We start from the raw sequence: 21,913 nt of genomic DNA on the forward strand, positions 1-21,913 counted from the left end.
CCGGCGCCTACCCGTTGTTGCCCTTCTTGCCGTTGCCCGGCGGGGACTGCCCTTCGGAAAGCAGCTGCAGCAGCCGCGCCTCGTCCGCGCGCAGCCGCGTCATGGCCGGCGCGCGGCCGTCCGCCTGCAGCACGCCGGCGAGGTAGGCATCGATGACGTCGGGATGCACATAGCATTTGCGGCACACCGCGACGGTATTGCGCAGCTGGCTTGCGACCTCGCGGATGGCGTCGGTCACCGCCTTGCGGCGGGCGGTGTCGCTGGCCGCTTCCGGCAGCCTGCGCAGGATCGCCAGCGCATGCACGCTGCCGGCCCAGGTGCGGAAGTCCTTGGCGGTAAAGTCGCCGCCGGTCACTTCCTGCAGGTACGCGTTGACGTCGGCCGAGCCGATCTCGCGGATCTCGCCGTCGCCGTCGCGGTACTTGAACAGGCACTGGCCCGGCAGGTCGGCGCAGTTGCGCACGATGCGCGCGAGGCGCGGGTCGTTGACCGAGACATCGTGCGTGATGCCGCTCTTGCCGGTGAACTGGAAGCGCAGCCGGCTGCCGCGCACGGTCACATGGCGGCGCCGCAGCGTGGTCAGGCCGTAGGTGCGGTTCTGGCGCGCGTAGCGCGGCGAGCCCACGCGCACCAGCGTGGCGTCGAGCAGCAGCACCACCGCCCCCACCACCTTCTCGCGCGGCATGCCGTTGCGGCGCAGGTCGCGCGCCACGCGCGCGCGCAGCCGCGGCAGCGCGGCGCCAAAGGCCGCCAGCCGCGCGTACTTGTCCGAATCGCGCAGCGTCGCCCATTGCGGGTGATAGACGTATTGCTTGCGCCCGCGCGCATCGCGCCCGGTGGCCTGCAGGTGGCCGCGCGGGTCAGGGCAGATCCACACTGACTCGTAGGCCGGCGGAATCGCCAGCGTGGCGATGCGCGCCAGCGTGGCGGCATCGGTCACGCGCTTGCCGTCCGGGCCGGTATAGCTGAAGCCGCTGCCATGGCGCCGGCGCGTGATGCCCGGGCTGCTGTCGTCGACATAGCGCAGCCCCGCGTCGCGCAGCACCGCGTCGAACGCGGCGGGGGCTTCGGTGCCGGGCAGCGTGCTGTCCATGGGCGCGCGCGCTAGGCCGCGCCCGGCGCGCTGGCCGACTCGTGCTGCGGTGCGTGCTGCGATTCGTGCTCCGGTTCGAGCCCGGCGTCGGGCGCGGGGGGCGCGGGCGCGGGCTTCGGCGTGGGCGGCGCCGCGCGCTCGACGGTGACCGGGCCGGCGCGGGCCACGGTGACCATTTCGCGCAGCCAGTTGACCAGCATGCTGCTGTAGGTGCGCTGGCATTCCTCGTCGCTCAGGCCGTGGTCGGCGCCCTTGATCACGCGGTAGGTCAGCGAGTTGGCGTGGACGCAGGAATCGACATAGCTCATCACCGCGGCATGGGGCACGATCTGGTCGTGCTCGGATTCGATCACCAGCACGTCGCCGGTAAACGCGGTGCACGCGCGCAGCGCGCGGTTGCTCGCCGGCGGCACCATGCTGCGCCGGTAGGTGACCAGGTCCTGCTCGCGGTGCAGCTGGCGCTTGGGCAGGTCCCAGCCCGAGTCCATGTACAGCGCCGGCGCGCGGAACGCCAGCCAGCGCACCTGGCGCAGGCCGCTGAGCAGCGCGGCCAGATAACCGCCGTAGCTGCTGCCCACCACCGCGATCGCGTTGCGGTCCACCTCGGGCTGGCGCACCAGCACGTCGTAGGCCGCCACCACGTCGGCGAGGTTGCGCGTGCGGCTGACGGTCTCGTACTGCGCGCGCGTGCCGGCGTGGCCGGTCAGGTCGAAGGTCAGGCACACGCAGCCCAGCCCCGCCACCTTGCGCGCGCGCGCCAGGTATTGCTGCTGGCTGCCGCCCCAGCCATGCACGAACAACACGCCCGGCAACTTGGTTTCCGGGCTGATCAGGGTACCGGCGATGGTGCCGCCCTCGCTTTCGATCTGCAGCAGTTCTTCATGCGTTGCCATCGGATTCAGGCTCCAGTCGTGCGTACTTGGTCAGGGGACCGACATGGCGGTCTTCACCCTGGTAATAGATCTCGGCGTCATCCGGCACGCGCACGTCGTCGCCGTAGACTTCGCGCGTGGACGCGACCACGCGCGTGCGGGCCGGATCGTCGCGCAGCGCGGCCAGCGCCACCAGTTCGGCGCCGGTCGCGCCGCCCACGCGCCAGGACTGTTCCAGCACGCCGCCGAGCATCTGCCCACCCGCGTCGCTGCCGGCCGGCGCGCCGAAGGCGACGTCGTAGTTGCAGCGCGACAGCACCATGCCGCCGCCCTCGCCATAGCAGGCCAGCGCGGCCTCGTGGTACACCATCGCCGCGCGCACCGCGGCGAGGATGCGGGCATCGAACGGGTGCTGCAGCAGCGCGTCAAAACCGCCGCGCACCACCGTCAGCGTGGAACCGCCGTAGACCTTCTGTCCGCGGTTGTTCCCGGTCAGCCCCTGGGTGCCGCAATAGCTGGCCTCCAGCCCCGCCAGCATGACCTTGCCGACGCTGTAGGTCTGCGGCGCACGCAGGTCGCGCTCCAACACCAGGCCGTCGCGTTCCACGACTTCGGGGGCAAGCGCGGCCAGTGCCTGCTCCAGCGCAGCCTCGTTGTCGACCACGCGCTGGCCCAGCCCGCCGACACCGCCCGTATCCTTCAGCCGCACCGGCCCCAGCGTCAGCAGCCGCTGCGCCGCGATGCGCGCATCGCCGATGCTGAACGCGGTGAAGCCCGGCAGCGTGGCCCCTACCACGCGCCGCACGAAGGCTTCGGACCAGCCCCGCGGCGCCGCGGCACCGGGGTCGACCAGCCCATGCGTGATCGCCTTGGTGGCGACGAACGCGTACGGCACCACGCCGCCGAAGAGATCGTCCTCGCTGCGCACGCCCAGGTCCGCCGCCAGTTCGCCGCCGACCAGGGTCTGCGCCGGCACCAGGTATGGCGCCGGGCCTGTTGCCGAAGACGCCGCGTAGCCGCCCGCGAACGGCAGGCCGGCGATCTCGGCCACCTTGCGGGCGATATTGGCAAGGGTCATGCCATGGTGGCTGTCGGCCTGGCCCAGGCTCTCGCAGCCGTAGGCCACCACGGTCCGGCCGCGCTGCTGCGCGGCTGCCGGGCCTGCAGCCGGCAGCGAGGGTTTTCGCTTGCTTGCAATGCTGGATGTGGTCACGGCCGGCTCCTGTCTGGGTCTGTCGCATGGGTGTTGCGCAAGGGGGGCCGCGGCCGGCAGGCTACGAGGCCGCCGAGGCGGGGGTAGCGGGGCTGGCGGGCGTGGGCGCGCTGCCGGCGGGCGCTTCGTGCTGGCGCCCGCGCGAGGCCCGCGCGTGGCGCTTGGCGGCGTGGTTCTCGCGCGCCTCGTCGAGCGAATGGCTGGTCTTGATGCCGTCTTCCTGGTCGGCCAGCTCGGCGAGCTGGCGGTAGAAGCTCACCAGCTGGCGCAGCTCCTCTTCGTCCAGGTCTTCGATCGACACTAGCATGTTGCTGGCTTCGCGGTGCGAGGCCAGCAGCTCGTTGAGCTTCAGGTGCACCGCTACGGCATCCTTGTTCTGGCTCTGCTGGATCAGGAACACCATCAGGAAGGTGACGATGGTGGTGCCGGTATTGATGACCAGCTGCCAGGTTTCGGAATACCCGAACATCGGCCCGGTCAGGGCCCACGCCACCACCACGCCGACGGCCAGCACGAAGGCGGTCGGCGAGCCGGCATGGCGCGTCGCGCCGCCGGCAAAGCGGTCGAACAGGTGCAGCACGGTGGCACGTTTGCCGGCGCCGGGCCGATGGCCAACGCCGGGCAGGATAGGGCTGGATTTGGGCATCGTTGCACTCCCACGGAGAGATCGCCGGATTGGCCGCCAGGTGAGCCGCCAGCTGAGCCGCCAGGTACGCCGCTGCCGGGCGGCACGCTGATTTCATTGTATGGAGCGCATGGCCAATGTGCAGCGGGCGCAGTCCTACAACGGGCGCAGCACTTGCCGCGTTTTGCCGTGCGCGCCGCTTTCGTTTCTACATCGGGTGATAAATCTTGCCGGCGGCACGTCCGCTTTGCAGACAGCCTGCGCGCGCCTGCGACAGGAACGCTTCTTGCGCCGCATGCCATGACGAAGCGGCGACTCCCCGGTGCGCCGGTGGCAGTCGACTGCCCTGTTGACCAGGCCCGACCCCGCCCGCGGGACCGGTGCCGCAGCGAACCGGAGCCAGACATGTTCCAATCCCCTGCCACCCAACCCCGCGCGCCGCAGCGCGTGGTCGACATCATGACGCGCCAGCCGGCCTATATCACGCCCGATGAAACCATCCAGCATGCCGCGCAGCTGATGGCGGACCTGCATGTCGGCTCGCTGCCGGTATGCGACGGCCGGCGCCTGGTCGGCATGCTGACCGACCGCGACATCACCGTGCGCGCCATCGCCAGCGGCCGGCCGCCGCAGGCCACGCGCGTGGCCGACGCGATGTCGCCGCAAGTGCAATGGTGCCTCGAAGACGAATCGCTCGAAGACGTGCAGCACAAGATGGAAGCCGCGCAGGTGCGGCGCCTGCCGGTGCTCGACCACGACCACACCCTGGTGGGCATCGTGTCGCTCGGCGACCTCGCCAGCAAGGGCGCCGATACGCGCGATTCCGGCGAGGCGCTGGCATCGATCTCCACGCCTTCGGCGCCGGCGCGCTGAACACCCCAGCATCCAACCCAGGAGCCACAATGAGCGCAAGTCCTTCTTCCGATGACGAAGCCCTGCGCGTAGCCGTGCGCGCCCAGATTGCCGCGGCCTTCGACGGCCGCTTTCCCGACGGCGTCACGCTCGAGGTGGCAGACCGGCGCGTGACCGTGCGCGGCTGCGTGGAAGACGTCGGCACCGCGCAGCGCGTGGAAAAGGCCGCGGCGGTCAGCCCCGGCGTGCTGGGCGTGCATAACGCGCTGTCGACGCGCCAGCCGCCCGCGCCCGAACCGCAGGGCCAGCCCGCCGGCAGCGGCAAGCATGCCGACCCGGCCGACAAGCCCGCCGGACAGGTCAACCACAAGGTCTGAACGCCAACGCCAGACGACAAAGGCGCCGGAGCGTGGCTCCGGCGCCTTTGTCGTTCACGGCTGCGCTCAGCCCCAGGGGTCATAGCGGTCCGCTTCCCAGTACGGCGAGATGCCGTAGTACTGGTGGATGCTGGTGGCCCATTGCGAGTCGGCCATGGTGGGCCAATGGTCCTTGTCGAAGCCCGGCGCGGCCTTGAGCCGGTCCTTCTCGACGCCGAGCACGAAGCACTTGCGCCGCGTATCCAGCGTCAGCGCCGACCACGGCAGCGCGAACAGCTTTTCGCCGATGCCGAGGAAACCGCCCATGGCCAGCACGGCATAGGCCACGCGGCCGCCGAGCACGTCGATCATGATGTGGTCGATGGTGCCGATGTCGTCGCCGGCCGGGTCGACCACCTTGTTGCCCTCGAGCGTGTCGGCGGCCATCACGAACGGGCCGGGACCCGGGGAATTGCGGTCGATGCCGCCGACGATCGATGCGCCGTGCGGGTGTTCGGCGCCCGGTGTTTCAGGTTGGACAGGGTTCATGGATACCTCCGTTTGGCTGCTCGGGTGGGGAGTCGGGCGGAATGCGAACCGCGCCGTGCGGCGCGCTAGCTGCGTTGGCGCGTGTCGGCCGGCACCGGCGGCACCAGCGGATCGAAGTCGGCCCAGCGCCCGTCGACCCATTGGCCTTCGGCGCGCTCGACATCCCTGGCGCCGCCCTGGCGCAACACGGTGGCGACCGTGTCCGCCGTGGCGGTGTCGGTGCTGGTCAGGTGCGCCGCCAGCACGACCCCGGCATTGCGCACCGGGGGCTGGCCGGTGCGCGGGTTGCGCCCGGCGTTGCGCGCCAGCGCCAGCGCTCCCGCCAGCGAGCCCAGGTAGGCACCCAGCCCGATCGCGAACACCAGCACCAGGATCGACATCGGCGGCGTCTCGCCCAGCGCGGCGACCAGCGCCGCGCCCACCGCGGCGCCGACGGCAGCGCCGATCAGCACGCCGCTGATGGCGCCCACGCCGGACTTGCGCGCACCGGCATCGGCGGCGTGGTCGCCGCCGATGGCATAGGCGGCATGCTGCCCGGGCGGGTTCACGTAGAACAGGTTCAGGTCCTGGTCGGCAAACCCCTGCGCACGCAGCCGGCTCGCCGCGGTTTCGGCGGTGGAGAAGCTGTCAAAACGGCCAGCGATGATGGCGGACATGGTGGCTCCTTTTCGTTCATCGACGTGTTCGGAGCCGCGGCGGGCTGGTGGCAACCGCGCCGCGGCGCTAGGACGCAAGGTGGACTAAAGGGGGCAGGCACATACCTCAGCGCTTGGCCGGCTTGCCCGGCTTGGCGGACCTGGCCGCGGTTTTGGTTGCGGCCCTGGCCCCGCTCGATGCCCCGGTCTTCGCGGCAGGCTTGGCCGCGCGCTTGGCGGCGGCCTTGGGGGCGGCCTTGGGGGCGGCCTTGGAGGCGGACTTGGGGACGGTCTTGGCCGCAGGCTTGGCGGCTGGCCTGGCCATACCGGACCCGGCCGACTTCGTGGCGGTCCTGGTCGCTGTCTTCGCGGCCGGCTTCGCTGACATGCCTGCCGTCTTCGCCCCCATGCTGGCAGCGGGCTTCGCCGGGCGGCCCGATTCCGCCGCCGCGCCCTTGCGCTGGCCGGCCGGCTTCGCGCCTACGGGCTGTTCCTGGCTGCCCTGCGTGAGCTTCCAGTCGACGTCGTCGCGCGCGGTGTGCGTCTTCTTCTCGGCGTGCATGGCAGCGCTGGGCGAGATCGGATCGCTCGCGGGGAAGGTCATCTCGAGCGAGTCGTCGACCGCAGCCTGGTAGGTCTTGGCTTCCTTGCCGCGGGCCTTGGCGCCCGCGGCCGGCTTGGCGGCTGCGCCCTTGCCCGCGGACGGGCCGCTGCCGCGGGCCTGCGGCGCGGTGCCGGCGCGCGCGGATGGCGTGGCCCTGGTGGACTGCGCGGACCGCGTCGCGGCCGCGGACTTTGCCCGGGACGGCTTCTGTGCAACCTGCTCGGCCTGGGCGGACTTGCGGCTGGCGTTGGGCATGGTTGTTCCCTCCTTGGTTTGGGGTGTTTCATCCATGCAAGGGACGGGCCAGAATCTCGTCAGCAACGGGCCGGGCGGTCAGCCCTGCCACGACCGGTGTGAACACTGCCGTACTGCGGCCTGCGACGGCCCGGCCATGGCGTGCCGGGCAAGTGGTACGCGTAGCGTTGGGGCCGGTCTGGTAAAAACTACATCGGCGCAGGCCCTATGTCCGGCGCGGCGCGTTCAGGCGCGGGGCATATGGCGCGGGAACCGGACCGCGATGCAGACGCTGACCTTGTCGCTGTCGCAGTTGTCGCTCTCCGCGCTCAGCACGGCGCCGTGCATTTCCACCATGCGGCGCGTCAGCAGCAGCGCACTGCTTTGCCGGGATGGCGGCTCGCCGCCCTGCGGCGCCCGGCGGCCGAAGAAATCGGTCAGCGCAGCCAGCCGGCTGGCGCTGCGCTGGGAATCCAGCGGCGGGCTTTCGGTGATGCGCAGCTTGACGTAGTCGGGCTCGCTGAACAGGTGCACGTGCACCGCGCCGCCGGTCGGCGCGCGCCAGATGCAGTGCACCAGCAGGTGCCGCAGCAACGGCGCCAGCCGCATGGCATCGCCGTCGACGCAGTAGGCGGCCGCGGCCTCGGGCGCTTCGGCCGGGGCTGCCCCCGCGGTGGCGCCGGTGGCGCCGGTCAGCGGGGCAGGCCAGACCGACCCGTCCGTGCTCAGCGGCGACAGCAGCACGCCGCGCGCCTCGGCCGCGTGGCGGCGGTCCGTAATGGCCTGCAGCGCCAGCACGCGCAGGTCCAGCTGCTGCCAGCGCGGCGCGCTCTCGTCGGCCAGCAGCCGCACCGCTTCTTCCATTTCCTCGATCAGCGCCAGTTGCTGCTGCATGCCCGAGCGGATGCCGTCGAGCGCGCGCTGCGCCGGCGCCGGCGTGGTATCGAAGGCGCGGTCCAGCACATAGGCCCAGCTCTGGATGGCGTTGAGCGACGAGCGCAGGTCGTGCGCCGATTGCTCGATCAGGGTGCTGACCTCCTGCACGCTGCGTACCGGCTCGGCGCTGCCATTGCCGGCGGCCGCCTGCGCGTTCGCTGCATTCGGCGCGCTCGCCGCGTTCGGCGCACGGGTCGCCTGGGTCCCGGAAGGGTCCAGCGACAGCGCCGGGCGTGGCTCAGGAGTGTCCGGCTCGCCGGACGGCGGAAATTGCTGCGTCATGTGCGGAGCGGCCGCAACGGCCAGTGAACATGGCAGGCCGTATCGGCCGGGAACATCGCCCTGCTGAAAAGCAAGAAGCGTGCTGCGCGGGACTCAGGCTGCACCGGCGCCGCGGCGCCTGCCCGCCACCCCCGCCGTCCCAAGCGATGGCGCGCGCCGTCATCCGGTTGCGGACGGGCCCGAGTCGTTGCGCGACGCGCGCAACCACTCTGGCAATTCGCCACGGGCGGCATAATCTTCCAGCCGGTTGTACAAAGTCTTCAGGCTGATGCCGAGGATTTCCGCCGCGTGCTTCTTGACCCCCGCGCACTGCTCGAGCGTGGCAAAGATCAGCTGGCGGTCGGCGTCGGCCAGCGACATGCCCACCGGCACCGACACCACCGCCGCGCCCGGCGACTGCGTGGCCGCGACCTGCAGCGGCACCTGCGCTTCGGTGATGAGGTCGTCGTCGGCCATGATGAAGGCGCGCTGCACGAAGTTGCGCAGCTCGCGCACGTTGCCGGGCCATGCGTGCAGGCGCAGGCTGTCGAGCACATTGGGCGCGAAGCGGCGCTGCACGCCCTGCTCGGCATTGAGCTGGTCCAGCATCATGTTGGCGATCTGGATCACGTCGTCGCCGCGCGCGCGCAGCGGCGGCAACTCCACCGGAAAGACATTGAGGCGATGGAACAGGTCGGCGCGCAGCTTGCCGTCGGCGACCGCTTCCTCGGGATTGCGGTTGGTCGCCGCCAGCACGCGCACGTCGGCATGGCATTCGCGGTTCGTGCCCACGCGCATGAACGTGCCGGTCTCGAGCACCCGCAGCAGCTTGACCTGCAGCTCGGCGGGCATCTCGGTGATCTCGTCGAGAAACAGCGTGCCGCCGTCGGCGCGCTCGAAATAGCCCTTGTGCTGGCGGTCGGCGCCGGTAAAGCTGCCGCGCTCGTGGCCGAACATCTCGCTTTCGATCAGCGTGGGCGAGATCGCCCCGCAGTTGACCGCCAGGAAAGGCTGGCGCCGCCGCGCCGACAGCTCGTGCACGGTCTGCGCGGCCAGCTCCTTGCCGGTGCCGCTTTCGCCGATCAGCAGCACGGTGGCCTCGGTCGGCGCCACGCGCGCGAGCTGGTCGTAGACCGCCTGCATCACCTCGGAGCTGCCCATCAGGCGGCCGAAGCGGCCATAGCGGCGCAATTCGCCGCGCAGCGAATGGATTTCGGCGCGCAGCTCGCCGGTGGTGGCCAGGCGCTTGAGCACGGTCTGCAGGCGCGCAACGTTGATGGGCTTGACCAGGTAGTCGGTGGCGCCGGCGCGCAGCGCTTCCACCGCGCTTTCGACGCTGGCGTAGCCGGTGGTCAGGATCACCTCGACACCGGAGGCGCCGACCTCCTCGAACAGCTCCATGCCGTTGCCGTCGGGCAGGCGCAGGTCGGCCACGATGGCCTCGGGCATGCGCCAGCCGATCTGCAGCCGCGCTTCACGCAGCGTGCCGGCGGTGGCGGAGGTGAAGCCCTCCATGGCTACGATCTCGGCCAGGGCAGCGCATGCGTTTTCGTCGTCATCGACAATCAGGATGTGGGGCATACGATCCGTCAGTGAGACCTAATGGGAACTCGAGGCAACCACCGTCCCGGCACCTGCCTCCGCACCGCACCGCCGCTGGCGGGGGCCCGGGAGATCCATCGGCGCGCTCCATGCGTGGCGCGCACGACGTAACGACAGGCACAGGCGGGCACTGCCTGGAGCGCGGAATCTGGTCCGCGGGGCGCGTCCACACTGCGTAATGCCAGTCTAAGCGCGGGCAGGCACGGTCGTTGCCGGTGTCCGTCTGACACAGCTGTCGGAAGTTTCCGCGCGGGCGCGCGCCGCTATGGCAAGCCCCCACGCCAAAGGCTAGCATAGGAACTTCCCGCGGCAACCCGCTACCTGCAACCCTCGACCGGCCGATTCCAGGCCAGCAACCTGTGCCAGTGACCGCCAGTACTTCGCGGCGCAGCAACGCCGCCCCCGCTTCCAGCCACGCCGGCACCGCGCCGGCCAGTGAACCCGCGCCGCGCCGCGCCGTGCCGTCGCAGGTGTCGCTGCTGTGGGAAAGCACCTCGCCCGCGATGCAGCGCCTGCTGGCGCAGATCGAGCGCGTGGCGCCGACCGATGTCACCATGCTGGCGGTGGGGGAAAGCGGCTCGGGCAAGGAGGTGGTGGCGCGCGCGGTGCACGAACGCAGCGCCCGCCGCAACGGCCCCTTCATTGCCGTCAACTGCGGCGCGATCCAGCCCACGCTGATCGAGTCCGAGCTGTTCGGCCATGAAAAAGGCGGCTTCACCGGCGCGATCGAGCAGAAGGCGGGCTACTTCGAGCAGGCGCAGGGCGGCACGCTGTTTCTCGACGAAGTCACCGAGATGCCGCTGGAGATGCAGATCAAGCTGCTGCGGGTGCTGGAAGGCCGCACCTTCCACCGCGTCGGCGGCGATACGCTGATCGCCACCGACGTGCGCATCCTGGCGGCCACCAACCGCGACCCGGTCGAGGCCGTGCGCGGCGGCCAGCTGCGCGAAGACCTGCTGTACCGGCTGGCGGTCTTCCCCTTGCATATCCCGCCGCTGCGCGAGCGGCCCGACGACATCGTGCCGCTGGCACGCCACTTCCTGGCCGAGTACAACGCCATGGAACGCACCGACAAGAGCTTTTCGGCGGGTTCGCTGGACCGCCTGGTGCGCTACGACTGGCCGGGCAATGTGCGCGAGCTGAAGAACGCGGTCTACCGCGCCTTCATCCTCGCCGACAAGGTGGTGGAGATCGGCAATCCCAACCTGGCCACGCAGGCGCCGCGCCCGACCACCGTCGACGGCGTGGTGAACGTGCGCGTCGGCACCACGCTGGCCGATACCCAGCGCGAGATCATCATGGCGACGCTGGCGCGCTTCGACGGCGACAAGCGCCAGGCCGCGCGCGCGCTCGGCATCAGCCTGAAGACGCTCTACAACCGGCTCGACGCCTACCGCTCCTTGTAAGGCCCGGGGTCTGCCGGCACCGGCTCGGCCAGCGCCCGCGACAAGGTCTCGATCGACAACGGCTTGGTCAGGTGCGCATGGAAGCCCGCCTGGCTGCTGCGGCGCTGGTCTTCGGCGGTGCCGCGGCCCGACAGCGCCAGGAACTGCACCGCGCGGCCGCGCAAGGCCTCGCGCAGCGCCGCCAGGACTTCATAGCCCGACATGTCGGGCATCTGCAGGTCCAGCAGCACGCAGTCGGGCCGGAACGCCGCCGCCACGCCGAGCGCCTGCTGGCCGTTGTGCACGGCCTCGGCCTCGTGGCCGAGCAGGGTCAGCAGCTCGGCCATGCTGTCGGCCGAGTCGGCGTTGTCGTCGACCACCAGCACGCGCCGGCGCGGCGCCTTGCCCGGCGCCGCCGTGGCGGGCTCGGCCGGGCGCGCGCTGGCGCGCGGCAGGATCACGGTGAAGGTGCTGCCCTTGCCCGCGCCCGCGCTGTCGGCCTGGATCGCGCCGCCATGCGCTTCCAGTATGGCCCTGGCCAGCGCCAGGCCGATGCCCAGCCCGCTGCGGCTGCCGGCGTCGCTCTCCTGCGCGAACAGGTTGAAGATGCGGTCCAGCGCCGCGGGCTCCAGCCCCCGGCCGGTATCGCTCACCGTGGTGATCACGCGCGCAGGCTCGACGCTGACCTGCACGCTGACGGTACCCCCGCGCGGCGTGTACTTGGTCGCGTTGCTGAGCAGGTTCAGCAGCACCTGGCCCAGCCGCGCGGCATCGGCGCGCACGTAGGGCGAGACCTCGGGCAGGGACACCACCAGTTGCTGGCCTGACGCCTCCAGCGTGGGGCGGATCGCTTCCAGGCTGGTGCTCACCACGTCGTTGTAGGACGTCGGGGTCAGTTCCATCTTCATCTTGCCGGCGGTCACGCGGCCCACGTCGAGCAGGTCGTTGACCAGCCGCTCCACCTGGCGCAGCTGGCGGTCGATGATCTCGGCGCAGCGGCGCACGCGCGGCCCGGTGTCAGGCGTCAGCACGATGACTTCGACGGCATTGCGCACCGGCGCCAGCGGGTTGCGCAGTTCGTGCGCGAGGATGGCCAGGAAGGACTGCAGCCGGCGGTTGCCGGCATCGAGCATCTCCAGCCGCAGCGCATCGCTGAGGTCGCGCGCGGTCCACAGCAGGCTCTCGGGGCACCCCGCCGCATCGCGCACCAGCACCATGCGCGTGGCGCAGCGCACCAGCGAGCCGTCCTTGCGCGCCAGGCGTTCTTCGCCGGCCCATTGGCCGCAGGCGCGCGCCGCCTCGAGCGCCGCCTGCGGGCGGCCCGCGGCGGCATCCTGGCGGGCATAGAGCCAGGCCAGCGGCTGGCCTGCCGCCTCGTCCGCGGTGTGGCCGGCAAGCGCGCGGGCGCCCGCGTTCCAGCTGCGGATGGTGCCGTCCAGCGCGAGTTCGCAGACCGCGGTGCAGGGCAGGTTCTCGGCCAGCAGCCGCAGCTTGTCGTCGGCCAGGCGCGCATGGTCGGCGGCGGCCTGCTGCACGGTGATGTCGCGGCACGACACGATAAAGCCCGCGCCCGCGGCGCCATCGGCAAGGCCGGCGGCATCGATGCGCCGCATCTCGCAGCTGGCGCGCAGCAGGCTGCCATCGCGGCGCACGCGCCAGCCTTCGTCGCGCGCATGGCCGCTGTGCGCGGCCGCCTCCAGCCATTGCTGCGGCAGGCCTGCGGCCACGTCATCGGCACGGTGCAGCCGCGACAGGGGGCTGCCGGCAATCTCCGCGGCGCTGTAGCCGAACAACCGGCGCGCGGGTTCGGGCCAGGCCACGATCACGCCGTGCGCGTCGAGTTCGAACACCGCGCAATCTTCCACCGCATCGAGCAGGCGGCGATAGCGTTGCGCCAGTTGCAGGGCATCACCCTCCGGCGCCAGGCCGGCGGAGGGATCCACGTGGGTCGAGCGAACTTCGGTTGCCGCTTGCAGCCCGGACATGATCACCCTTCGGTAGATTGGGTTGACGGCTGGCACGCCTGGCATGCGGCCCACGGGCCCACGGGCCCATACCGCAGCACAGCGCCGAATGCCCGCGGACGCGGGCATTCCAGTCAATGATAGGCGCTCGCGGCCCATGCGCCACCCGATATGGCGGCGCAAGGGTCGCAGGCCCGTTCCGGAGGGCGAGAGATGGTGGTCGGCCGCACGCGCGCCGTGCGCGGCGACGCACGGCGCAGGCCGGACCCAGTGGGGCGCTAGCGGCGCCGCCGCTGGACCATCGCGGCAACCGCGGCCGAGGCCCCGACCACCAGCGCGGTGGTCAGCATGGGGTAGCGCGCGGTGGTGGTGTACGGGCAGGAATGCAGCGCGGTGTGGGCGCCGGTGCGTTCCTGCAGGCCGCTGCTGCTGCCGTAGAGCGTGTTGTCCTCGAGCGGGCCGGCCGGATGGCGGGTCTGCTGCGCGCGGCCCATGAAGCGGCGCATGAAGCGGTCGAAGGTGTGCGGCGCATGGTACGCGGCCGCCGAGAAAGCCTTGGCCGCGGCGCCCACGAACAGCTCGCGGCGCGGGTTTTCCGCGGCGAACAGGATCGCGTCGGCGGCCAGCGCCGGGTCATACAGCGGCGGCGGCAGGCGCGGTTCGACGTCGAGGAAGTTCTTGGCGTGCATCGCCAGCGGGGTTTCCAGGCCGGCGGGCTTGATCAGCGTCACGCTGACCGGCGCCTGCTCCTGCTCCAGCTCCAGCCGCAGCGAATCGGTGAAGCCCTTGATCGCATGCTGCGATGCCGAGTAGGCGCTTTGCAGCGGCATCGGGCCGTCGGCGGCCTCGCTGCCCATGTTGATGATGGCACCGCCGTGCTCGCGCAAGTGCGCCGCGGCCGCCAGCGAGCCATGCACCGTGCCCCAGTAGTTGGTGTCGAACAGCCGCCGCTGGTCTTCCAGCGGCACGTCGCAATGGCGCCCGAAGATGGTCACGCCGGCGTTGTTGATCCAGGTATCGAAGCCGCCGAAGCGCTCGATCGCGGCATGCGCCACCTGGCCGACCTCATCGTGCCGGCCGACGTCCGCCACCACCGTGATCACTTCGGTGCCCTGCTCGCGCAGTTCTTCCGCCAGCTGGTGCAGCGACCCCTCGCTGCGCGCCACCAGCACCAGGCGTGCGCCCTGCTGTGCCGCCTTGCGCGCGGTGACCAGCCCTACGCCGCTGCTGGCACCGGTCAGCACAATGACCTGCGAGCTGATTCTCTTCAAGGTGGGTTTCATCTGCCGCTTCCTCCACGGGAGGCCCGGCCCGGCGCCGGGCATGCCGGTGGCAAGTCGCAAGGAGCGTTCCCGTCGCCGGGCAGCGCTGACCGCGGCGCCGGGGCATGATGCCCGCGGCAGATTTACAACGCCCGGTAAGAACCACATGGCCCGGGCGGCGCATGCCGCCCGCGGGTCGAGACTGCCGGCCGGCGCCTGTAGGACGGGCGCCGATTTCAGCGCGCCCATGTGCTGCCTAAGCTGGATGCATCCACGCAACCGGCGACCGCCATGGCCAAGACCACTCCGCAGGACTCGCGCGCACGGCGCCCCGCCGGCAAGGGCGCGGCAAAGCCCGCCGCCCGGACGGGCAGCAAACCCGGCACAAAGACCACCGGAACCAGCACACGAGCCGGTACCAGCGCCAGGCCCGGCAAGACGGCGGCCAGGCCGGCCGCGAAGGGCACGCCGGAGGCGCTCGAGAAATACCGCCGCATGCGCGACTTCGGCGCCACGCCCGAGCCCAGCGGCGGCGCCCGCGCCGCGCCGCGCAAGCGCGCCGCGGCGTTGTCGTTCGTGATCCAGAAGCATGCGGCGCGTCGGCTGCACTACGATTTCCGGCTGGAGCTGGGCGGCACGCTGAAGAGCTGGGCCGTGCCCAAGGGCCCCAGCCTGGACCCCGCCGACAAGCGCATGGCGGTCCATGTCGAAGACCATCCGATCGACTACGCCGGCTTCGAGGGGGTGATTCCGGAAGGGCACTATGGCGCCGGCACGGTGATCGTGTGGGACCGCGGCACCTGGATTCCGGTGGGCGACCCGGAGGCAGGCTACCGCAGCGGCAAGCTCAAGTTCGAGCTGCGCGGCGAAAAGCTGCACGGGCACTGGACCCTGGTACGCATGCACGGCAGCCGGCAGAAAGAGCAGGACGCGTGGCTGCTGATCAAGGAACGCGACGACGCCGCGGTGCCGGCGTCGGAATTCGACGTGGTCGAGGCCCTGCCGGACAGCGTGCTGGGCGGCACGCAGCGCAAGCCCGCGGCAAGGCGCGCCAGCGCCGGCAAGGCGGCGCTCAAGGAGACAAGCAAGGAGACAAGCAAGGAGACAAGCAAGGCGTCGGATGCGGCCACCCCGGCGGCGCACGGCGCCATCGCGGCGCTGAAGCCGCCGGCCGGCGCGACGCGCGCGGCGCTGCCGCTGGCGCTGGCGCCGCAACTGGCGACGCTGGTCGAGAAACCGCCGCACGACGCCGCGGCCTGGCGCTACGAGATCAAGTTCGACGGCTACCGGCTGCTGGCCCGCGTCGACGGCACCGATGTGCGGCTGTTCACCCGGCAGGGCCATGACTGGACCAGCAAGCTGCGCGCGCTGGCCCGCGATGTCGGCGCGCTGGGGCTGCCCGACGGCTGGCTCGACGGCGAGATCGTGGTGCTGGGCAAGCATGGCGAGACCGACTTCCAGGCCCTGCAGAATGCCTTCGATACCGCGCGCGTCGAGGCGATCCGGTACTTCGCCTTCGACCTGCCCTACTTCGCCGGCCATGACCTGCGCAAGGTGCCGCTGCTGGAGCGGCGCGCGCTGCTGCGCCGGATCTTCGAACACAACGCCTCGCCGCGCCTGCAGTTCAGCGAGGACTTTGAAGCCAGCGCGGGCGACATGCTGGATGCGGCGTGCCGCATGAAGCTGGAAGGCGTGATCGGCAAGCGCGTGGACTCCGGCTACGTCAGCGCGCGCAGCAATACGTGGATCAAGCTGAAATGCACCTTGCGCCAGGAATTCGTGGTGGCGGGCTTCACCGATCCCAAGGGCAGCCGCAATGGCATCGGCTCGCTGCTGCTGGGCGTGCACGACAGCGGCGGACGCCTGCGCTACGCGGGCAATGTCGGCACCGGCTTCGACACCCGCACGCTCGATGACCTGCGCGCGCAGCTCGACGCCTTGCGCGCCGATGCGGCGCCGTTCCATACGGTGCCTGCCGGCGTGCGCGGGCATTGGGTCAGGCCCAGGCTGGTCGCCGAAGTCTCGTTCGGCAGCTGGACCCGCGAAGGCCGCGTGCGCCATGCGGTATTCCATGGCCTGCGCACCGACAAGCCTGCCGGCGCGGTCTCGGTGGAGCGGCCGGCGGACCCTGCGGGCAAAGGCAAGGCGGCGGCCACCACGCGCCGCCAGCCCGCTGCCGAAACCGAGCCCCCGCCGAAAGCAGGCGCCAAAGCGAAGCGCCCCACCGCGGTGGGCGGCAAGGTCTCGATCAGCCACGCCGAACGCGTGATCGATGCCGAGTCGGGCCTGACCAAGGGCGAACTGGTGCGCTACTACGAACGCGCCGCGCCGCTGATGCTGCCGCACCTGCGCGGTCGCCCGATCGCGATGGTGCGCGCGCCTTCCGGCGTGGCCGGCGAGCAGTTCTTCCAGCGGCACAGCGACACGCTGCGCGTGGACGGCCTCAACGTGCTGGACCCCGGCCTGTGGCCGGGCCATCCCGCGCTGCTGGAGATTGCCTCGGCCGAGGCGCTGGTCGCCGCCGCGCAGCTCAACGTGGTCGAGTTCCACACCTGGAATGCCAGCAAGCGCAGCATCGACCGGCCCAACCGCATCATCTTCGACCTCGACCCCGGCGAGGGCGTACCGTGGGAGCAGGTGCAGGAATCCGCCGCGCTGACGAAGGCGCTGCTGGACGAGCTGGGGCTGGCGAGCTTCCTGAAGACCAGCGGCGGCAAGGGCCTGCACGTGGTAGTGCCGGTGACGCCGCGCGCCGGCTGGGACGAGTTGAAGGATTTCGCGCGCGACGTGGTGCTGCACATGGCCGCCACGCTGCCGCAGCGCTTCGTCGCCAAGAGCGGGGCGCGCAACCGGGTCGGCAAGATTTTCATCGATTACCTGCGCAGCGGCATGGGTGCCACCACCGTGGCGGCGTTCTCGGCACGCGCGCGGCCCGGGCTGGGGGTGTCGATTCCGGTGGCATGGGACGAACTTGACGGACTGACCAGCGCCGCGCAATGGACCGTCGCCAACGTCGAAGCGCGGCTGGACGCGCTGGAAGCGGCCGACCCGTGGGCCGACTACGCCGGCACCCGGCAGGCCATCACGCGCGCCGCGGCACGCCTGGCGCGGGCCCGCTAGCCGCAGCGCCGGCAACGCTCGCGGGCCCCTGGCCGGCGGCACATTTCTTGCCCCTTGGTGGCGAGCGTGCCCCGGCGTTTTCCACCCGCATCGCGCCAGGGCGGCAACACCCTATGGAGACCGACCATGCCCCCACTCAAGATCCTCGCCAACCTGCGCGCCGCCGGCACCACCGGCGCGGCGCCGCGCAACCGCCGCGGCCTGCGGCGCCTGCTGGTGTCGTGCGCCATGCTGAGCTGCGCGGCGGCGCCGGTGCAGGCCAAGCTGCCCCCGCCGACTCCCGAGCAGCAGCAGGCCGCCGAGGCCAAGAAGGCCAAGGAGGCCGAAACCGCCAAGCAGCAAGCCGATGCGCTGGCCGTGGTGCAGGACCGTATTGCCGCGCGCTTTGGCAAGGGCACGGATTACAAGGGCTGGACCGAGCCGGGCAAGATCCCGCAAAAGGCCGCCGAAGCGCCGCGCTCCACCGGCCCGCAGGGCGGTACCTCGCCCAGTGCCGAGGCCCACAGCGGCGAGGCCGCGCGCCGCTAAGCGCCGCACGCCGGCCAGGACACCGGCATGCCCGCGCGGCGCCAGGACCGCCTGCCCCACGCTGCCCGCGACGTTGCCCACCCGGCACGCGTCTTGCCACGGCGAAGCAGAACGGCCTTCGCAACGCAACGCGGCCATGTTGATCCACAAGGGGGACGGCGATGATCTGGGGGATGGGGCATTGCAAGATTTTCAAAGGCAGTGCGCGGTACCGTGGCAATCTTTACACGCGCGCGGCGCGGGCCGGCGCGCTTTTACATTGCGTGGTTGAGCCGGCCTGCCACGGCTTTGGCGCGCGCCCTGCTGCGCCGCTGGGTGTGCAGCCATGAAGCCGCAAGCCAACCGTGCGCCGCTGATCCTGAATGTCGAGGACCGCGAGGGGCCGCGTTACGTCAAGAGCCGCATCCTGCATCGCGGCGGCTTTTCGGTGATCGAGGCCGTGACCGGCCACTCGGCGTTGTCGCTGGTGCGACAGCACGCGCCCGCGCTGGTGCTGTTGTCGGCAAGGCTGCCCGACATCAGCGGCCTGGAAGTGTGCCGCCTGCTGAAAGAGGATCCGCAGACCGCGCGCACGCTGGTGCTGCTGACCTCGCCCGGGCTGGCCCAATCGCGGCAGCGGGTGGAGGCGCTGAACTGCGGCGCCGACGGCTACCTGGTCGAGCCGGCCGAACCCGAGGAAGTGCTGTCGAGCATCCAGGCGCTGCTGCGCCTGCGCGGTGCCGAGGACGCCTACCACCGCACCTCGCGCGCGCTGCACGAGCATGAGGATATGTTCCGCCAGCTCGCCGAATCGCTGGCCGACGTGGTGTGGATCCTGGATCCCGCAACCCGCCAGCTGCTGTTTGCCAGTTCGTCGCTGGCAACGCTGTGCGGCCACTCCGCCGAAGAGCTGATGGAACACCCGCGCCTGTGCCTGGAACGCGTGGCACCGGCGGACCGCGCGCGCGTCGAAGCCGCGGTGGAACGCATGCTAGGCGACGGCAGCATGGATATCGAGTTCGCCCTGACGCTGCCCAGCGGCGAGCCGCGTGAAATCCGCGCGCGCGCCTTCCCCGTGCGCAGCCTTGGCGGCGCCGACGACACCGGCCGCGCGCAGGCGGCCGAGGGCAGTCCGCCGCTGCGCATCGCCGGCATCTGCCAGGACGTGACGCTGCAGAACCGCGCCGGGCGCGCGCTGCACGACGAGGAACGGCGCAAGGATCAGTTCCTGGCGATGCTGGCGCACGAGCTGCGCAATCCGCTGGCGCCGCTGCGCAGTGCCGCCGACCTGCTGCAGCAGCTCGCGCCGACGCGCGAGGACATGTTCCGCGCGCGCGACATCATCGGCCGGCAAGTGCATCACCTGACCCGCCTGGTCGACGAACTGCTCGACATCTCGCGCTTCAACCAGGGCCGCATCACGCTGCGGCAAGACCTGGTGGAGTTGCGCACCGCGCTCAATACCGCAGTGGAAGCGGTGCGTCCGGTGCTCGACGCCTACCGCCACACGCTGCGGCTGTCGCTGCCCGAGCAGCCGCTGCCGGTGCGCGGCGACCTGGTGCGCCTGACGCAGATCTTCAGCAACCTGCTGCAGAACGCGGCCGCGTACACCCCGGCCGGCGGGGTGATCTCGGTCGAAGCCGGCTTCGATGACAGCGCGCCGGAAACCATTCCGGACGCCGTCTCGGGCGGGCAGGTCACGGTGCGCGTGCGCGACAACGGCACCGGCCTGTCCGAAGCGCTGCAGCGGCAACTGTTCGATCCGCTGGCGCCGCCGGACCCGGCCGCCCCGGCCAACTCGGCCACCTCGACCAAACCGACCACCCAAACCGGCGGCGAGCGCGACCTCGCCCTGCCAGCCCCGCGCAGCGCTTTCCCGCACGACGGGCCCGGCATCGGCCTGACGCTGGTGCAGAAGCTGGTGCAGCTGCACGGCGGCACCATCCGTGCCTTCAGCGCCGGCCCCGGCCAGGGCAGCACCTTCACCGTGACGCTGCCGGTGGAGCCGTGGCAGAACTGGCACCCCGGTTCCGGCAAGGCCGGCCCGCGGCGCAGCGTGCCGCGCCGCATCCTGGTGGTGGACGACAACGTCGACGCGCTCGAGGCGATGACGATGGCGCTGCAGGCCATGGGGCACACGGTGGTGACCGCGCCTGACGGCCCGAGCGCGCTGGCGCACGCCACCGAGGCGCGCCCGGAGGTGGTGCTGCTGGACCTCGGCATGCCGGCCATGGACGGCTTTGAAACCGTGCGCCGGCTGCGCGCGCTGCCTGAACTGCGCGGCGCCAGGCTGGTCGCGCTGACGGGTTTCGGCCAGCCCGAGGATAGGCGCCGCGCGCTAGCAGCTGGGTTCGACCAGCACCTGGTCAAGCCCGCCGACCTGGACGCGCTGACGCGGCTGCTGGATGAACTGGACACGGAGCGCGCCTAGCGCGCATGCCCGCGCCAGCCGGAGCTTTCGCCCTTACTTACGCCCGAGCCATCAACCAGGAGCTATCCGTGCATACCACGCCCGATCCCGACATCCCGCCCCGCGAGCCCGAAGTCCCGCCGCCGGAGCCCCCGCCGGGCCCGCCCCAACCCGTGGAAGACCCGCCTCCGGGCGACATGCCGCCACCGCCGCCGCAACGCGCCGGCGCCCGTGGCAAAGGAGCGATCAAGTGTCCCGCATCATCTGGAAAGGCGCCATTGCCTTCGGCCTCGTCAACATCCCCGTCGTCCTGCGACCCGCGTCGCGCAGCCAGTCGCTGGACCTGGACCTGCTAGACGTGCGCGACATGGCCCCGGTGGGCTACCAGCGCATCAACAAGAGCACCGGCAAGCCGGTCGACAAGGAGCATATCGTCAAGGGCTACCAGTACGCCAAGGACGAGTACGTGCTGCTCAACGACGAAGATTTCCGCCGGGCCAATGTCGAGGCCACGCAGACCGTGGACATCGTCAGCTTTGTCGATGCCGAGAGCATTCCGCCGTACTACTTCGACACCCCGTACTACCTCGAGCCCGACAAGCGCGGCGAACGCGGCTATGCGCTGCTGCACGAAACCATGCGCCGCACCGGCAAGGCCGCGCTGGCGCTGGTGGTGCTGCGCGCGCGCCAGCACCTCGCGGCGATGCTGGTGCACGACGATGCGCTGGTGCTCAACACCATGCGCTTCGCCGACGAGGTGCTGCCGATCTCGGAATTGCGCCTGCCCAAGGCCGCCAGCGGCAAGCCCACCGGTGCGCACGCGCGCGAGATCGAGATGGCGACCAAGCTGGTCGACGACATGACCGAGGACTGGGCGCCGGAGCAATACCGCGACACCTACCGCGAAGACCTGATGGCGCGCATCGAGGAAAAGATCGAATCCGGCAAGACCCACCAGCTGACCCCGCCGGCCGAAGAGGAAGAAGCCCCGCGCCAGGGCGCCAAGGTCATCGACATGGTGGCACTGCTGCGCCAGAGCCTGGGCAAGCGCGGCAAGGACAAGCAGGAAGACGAGACCGACGCCGAAGCCGAAGCCGAACCCGCGCGCCGCAAGACCCCGGCACGGCACGCCGCGGCGCGCAAGCAGCCCGCCGCCAAGCGCACCAGCGCCACGCCGGCCAAGCGCGCGGGCGGTACGGGCAGCACCAAGACCGCCGCCACCAAGCGCGCGCCCGCCAAACGCGAATCGCACGCGCCCGCCGCGCGCAAGAGCACGGGCACGACCAGGAAACGCGCGGCCTGAACGCCCCGCGAGACGCACCAACACCACCGCACCAGAACTCCCGCTTGCGTGCTCCCAGCAACCGACACGTCGTCCCCGCGCAGGCGGGGACCCAGTGTCTTTGAAGCGCTAGCGCTCCTCAAAGTCGCTG

18 protein-coding genes are annotated in these 21,913 nt (G+C 71.2%); 7 read left to right on the top strand and 11 right to left on the bottom strand.

The annotated features are described in order from the left end of the window. Window positions 1-7: 7 nt before the first annotated feature. From CBM2594_RS24235 to CBM2594_RS24250, 4 genes are all read right to left on the bottom strand, one after another. Window positions 8-1,093: a DNA topoisomerase IB gene (locus CBM2594_RS24235; protein ID WP_116359315.1), complete on the bottom strand. Its 1,086-nt coding sequence runs from the start codon at window positions 1,091-1,093 to the stop codon at window positions 8-10. Between the two features lie 11 nt (window positions 1,094-1,104). Beyond that, window positions 1,105-1,986: an alpha/beta hydrolase family protein gene (locus tag CBM2594_RS24240; protein WP_116359316.1), complete on the bottom strand. Its 882-nt coding sequence runs from the start codon at window positions 1,984-1,986 to the stop codon at window positions 1,105-1,107. After that, on the bottom strand, window positions 1,973-3,178 hold the full coding sequence (locus CBM2594_RS24245; RefSeq protein ID WP_232346733.1) for a DUF3182 family protein: 1,206 nt from the start codon (window positions 3,176-3,178) through the stop codon (window positions 1,973-1,975). Before CBM2594_RS24245 ends, CBM2594_RS24240 begins: the two co-directional genes overlap by 14 nt. A gap of 61 nt (window positions 3,179-3,239) precedes the next feature. After that, entirely contained in the window at window positions 3,240-3,824 is a 585-nt protein-coding gene (locus CBM2594_RS24250; protein ID WP_116359317.1) for a low affinity iron permease family protein, read from the bottom strand. A gap of 384 nt (window positions 3,825-4,208) precedes the next feature. On the opposite strand from CBM2594_RS24250, the gene CBM2594_RS24255 reads away from it, so the two are divergent. Together CBM2594_RS24255 and CBM2594_RS24260 are read left to right on the top strand one after the other, a co-directional pair. Next, window positions 4,209-4,676 (top strand): CBS domain-containing protein, encoded by a 468-nt coding sequence (locus CBM2594_RS24255; protein WP_116359318.1) that lies wholly within the window; start codon window positions 4,209-4,211, stop codon window positions 4,674-4,676. A gap of 29 nt (window positions 4,677-4,705) precedes the next feature. Beyond that, entirely contained in the window at window positions 4,706-5,032 is a 327-nt protein-coding gene (locus CBM2594_RS24260) for a BON domain-containing protein (protein ID WP_116359319.1), read from the top strand. 66 nt (window positions 5,033-5,098) lie between these two features. Here the strand turns inward: CBM2594_RS24260 and CBM2594_RS24265 are convergent, their stop codons facing one another. The 5 genes from CBM2594_RS24265 to CBM2594_RS24285 form a co-directional block, all read right to left on the bottom strand. Beyond that, entirely contained in the window at window positions 5,099-5,560 is a 462-nt protein-coding gene (locus tag CBM2594_RS24265; protein ID WP_018005539.1) for a PRC-barrel domain-containing protein, read from the bottom strand. 65 nt (window positions 5,561-5,625) lie between these two features. Then, complete coding sequence (locus CBM2594_RS24270) at window positions 5,626-6,216, bottom strand: DUF6861 domain-containing protein (protein WP_116359320.1); 591 nt, start codon at window positions 6,214-6,216, stop codon at window positions 5,626-5,628. Window positions 6,217-6,322: 106 nt separating this feature from the next. Next, entirely contained in the window at window positions 6,323-7,054 is a 732-nt protein-coding gene (locus CBM2594_RS24275; protein WP_198048204.1) for a hypothetical protein, read from the bottom strand. Between the two features lie 225 nt (window positions 7,055-7,279). Then, window positions 7,280-8,251 (bottom strand): sensor histidine kinase, encoded by a 972-nt coding sequence (locus CBM2594_RS24280; protein ID WP_232346734.1) that lies wholly within the window; start codon window positions 8,249-8,251, stop codon window positions 7,280-7,282. 159 nt (window positions 8,252-8,410) lie between these two features. Further along, entirely contained in the window at window positions 8,411-9,811 is a 1,401-nt protein-coding gene (locus CBM2594_RS24285) for a sigma-54-dependent transcriptional regulator (protein WP_116359321.1), read from the bottom strand. Window positions 9,812-10,191: 380 nt separating this feature from the next. Between CBM2594_RS24285 and CBM2594_RS24290 the strand changes: the two genes are divergently transcribed. Next, on the top strand, window positions 10,192-11,238 hold the full coding sequence (locus CBM2594_RS24290) for a sigma-54 interaction domain-containing protein (protein ID WP_116359322.1): 1,047 nt from the start codon (window positions 10,192-10,194) through the stop codon (window positions 11,236-11,238). Here CBM2594_RS24290 and CBM2594_RS24295 read toward each other — a convergent pair. Together CBM2594_RS24295 and CBM2594_RS24300 are read right to left on the bottom strand one after the other, a co-directional pair. Beyond that, complete coding sequence (locus tag CBM2594_RS24295; RefSeq protein ID WP_116359323.1) at window positions 11,223-13,202, bottom strand: hybrid sensor histidine kinase/response regulator; 1,980 nt, start codon at window positions 13,200-13,202, stop codon at window positions 11,223-11,225. The genes CBM2594_RS24290 and CBM2594_RS24295 overlap by 16 nt on opposite strands. A gap of 257 nt (window positions 13,203-13,459) precedes the next feature. Further along, window positions 13,460-14,464, bottom strand: a complete 1,005-nt coding sequence (locus CBM2594_RS24300) for an SDR family oxidoreductase (protein WP_116359324.1) — start codon at window positions 14,462-14,464, stop codon at window positions 13,460-13,462. 270 nt (window positions 14,465-14,734) lie between these two features. Here CBM2594_RS24300 and ligD point away from each other — a divergent pair, with 270 nt between their 5' ends. The 4 genes from ligD to ku all read left to right on the top strand — a co-directional run bounded on the left by ligD (window position 14,735) and on the right by ku (window position 21,783). Then, window positions 14,735-17,563, top strand: a complete 2,829-nt coding sequence (ligD, locus tag CBM2594_RS24305) for a DNA ligase D (RefSeq protein ID WP_116359325.1) — start codon at window positions 14,735-14,737, stop codon at window positions 17,561-17,563. Window positions 17,564-17,689: 126 nt separating this feature from the next. Further along, window positions 17,690-18,091: a hypothetical protein gene (locus CBM2594_RS24310; protein WP_116359326.1), complete on the top strand. Its 402-nt coding sequence runs from the start codon at window positions 17,690-17,692 to the stop codon at window positions 18,089-18,091. 325 nt (window positions 18,092-18,416) lie between these two features. Continuing rightward, complete coding sequence (locus CBM2594_RS24315) at window positions 18,417-20,501, top strand: hybrid sensor histidine kinase/response regulator (RefSeq protein WP_116359327.1); 2,085 nt, start codon at window positions 18,417-18,419, stop codon at window positions 20,499-20,501. A 229-nt stretch (window positions 20,502-20,730) separates the two neighbouring features. Beyond that, window positions 20,731-21,783 (top strand): non-homologous end joining protein Ku, encoded by a 1,053-nt coding sequence (ku, locus tag CBM2594_RS24320; RefSeq protein WP_116359329.1) that lies wholly within the window; start codon window positions 20,731-20,733, stop codon window positions 21,781-21,783. Window positions 21,784-21,913 lie beyond the last annotated feature (130 nt).

This window comes from Cupriavidus taiwanensis, from assembly GCF_900249755.1.
Classification (GTDB): domain Bacteria; phylum Pseudomonadota; class Gammaproteobacteria; order Burkholderiales; family Burkholderiaceae; genus Cupriavidus; species Cupriavidus taiwanensis_D.

Coding starts and splice junctions, on each gene's coding strand:
- CBM2594_RS24270 (WP_116359320.1), bottom strand. CDS start 6,216: ATGTCCGCCATCATCGCTGGCCGTTTTGACAGCTTCTCCACCGCCGAA.
- CBM2594_RS24275 (WP_198048204.1), bottom strand. CDS start 7,054: ATGCCCAACGCCAGCCGCAAGTCCGCCCAGGCCGAGCAGGTTGCACAG.
- CBM2594_RS24250 (WP_116359317.1), bottom strand. CDS start 3,824: ATGCCCAAATCCAGCCCTATCCTGCCCGGCGTTGGCCATCGGCCCGGC.
- CBM2594_RS24315 (WP_116359327.1), top strand. CDS start 18,417: ATGAAGCCGCAAGCCAACCGTGCGCCGCTGATCCTGAATGTCGAGGAC.
- CBM2594_RS24255 (WP_116359318.1), top strand. CDS start 4,209: ATGTTCCAATCCCCTGCCACCCAACCCCGCGCGCCGCAGCGCGTGGTC.
- CBM2594_RS24285 (WP_116359321.1), bottom strand. CDS start 9,811: ATGCCCCACATCCTGATTGTCGATGACGACGAAAACGCATGCGCTGCC.
- CBM2594_RS24240 (WP_116359316.1), bottom strand. CDS start 1,986: ATGGCAACGCATGAAGAACTGCTGCAGATCGAAAGCGAGGGCGGCACC.
- CBM2594_RS24265 (WP_018005539.1), bottom strand. CDS start 5,560: ATGAACCCTGTCCAACCTGAAACACCGGGCGCCGAACACCCGCACGGC.
- ligD (WP_116359325.1), top strand. CDS start 14,735: ATGGCCAAGACCACTCCGCAGGACTCGCGCGCACGGCGCCCCGCCGGC.
- CBM2594_RS24235 (WP_116359315.1), bottom strand. CDS start 1,093: ATGGACAGCACGCTGCCCGGCACCGAAGCCCCCGCCGCGTTCGACGCG.
- CBM2594_RS24300 (WP_116359324.1), bottom strand. CDS start 14,464: ATGAAACCCACCTTGAAGAGAATCAGCTCGCAGGTCATTGTGCTGACC.
- CBM2594_RS24280 (WP_232346734.1), bottom strand. CDS start 8,251: ATGACGCAGCAATTTCCGCCGTCCGGCGAGCCGGACACTCCTGAGCCA.
- CBM2594_RS24310 (WP_116359326.1), top strand. CDS start 17,690: ATGCCCCCACTCAAGATCCTCGCCAACCTGCGCGCCGCCGGCACCACC.
- CBM2594_RS24260 (WP_116359319.1), top strand. CDS start 4,706: ATGAGCGCAAGTCCTTCTTCCGATGACGAAGCCCTGCGCGTAGCCGTG.
- CBM2594_RS24295 (WP_116359323.1), bottom strand. CDS start 13,202: ATGTCCGGGCTGCAAGCGGCAACCGAAGTTCGCTCGACCCACGTGGAT.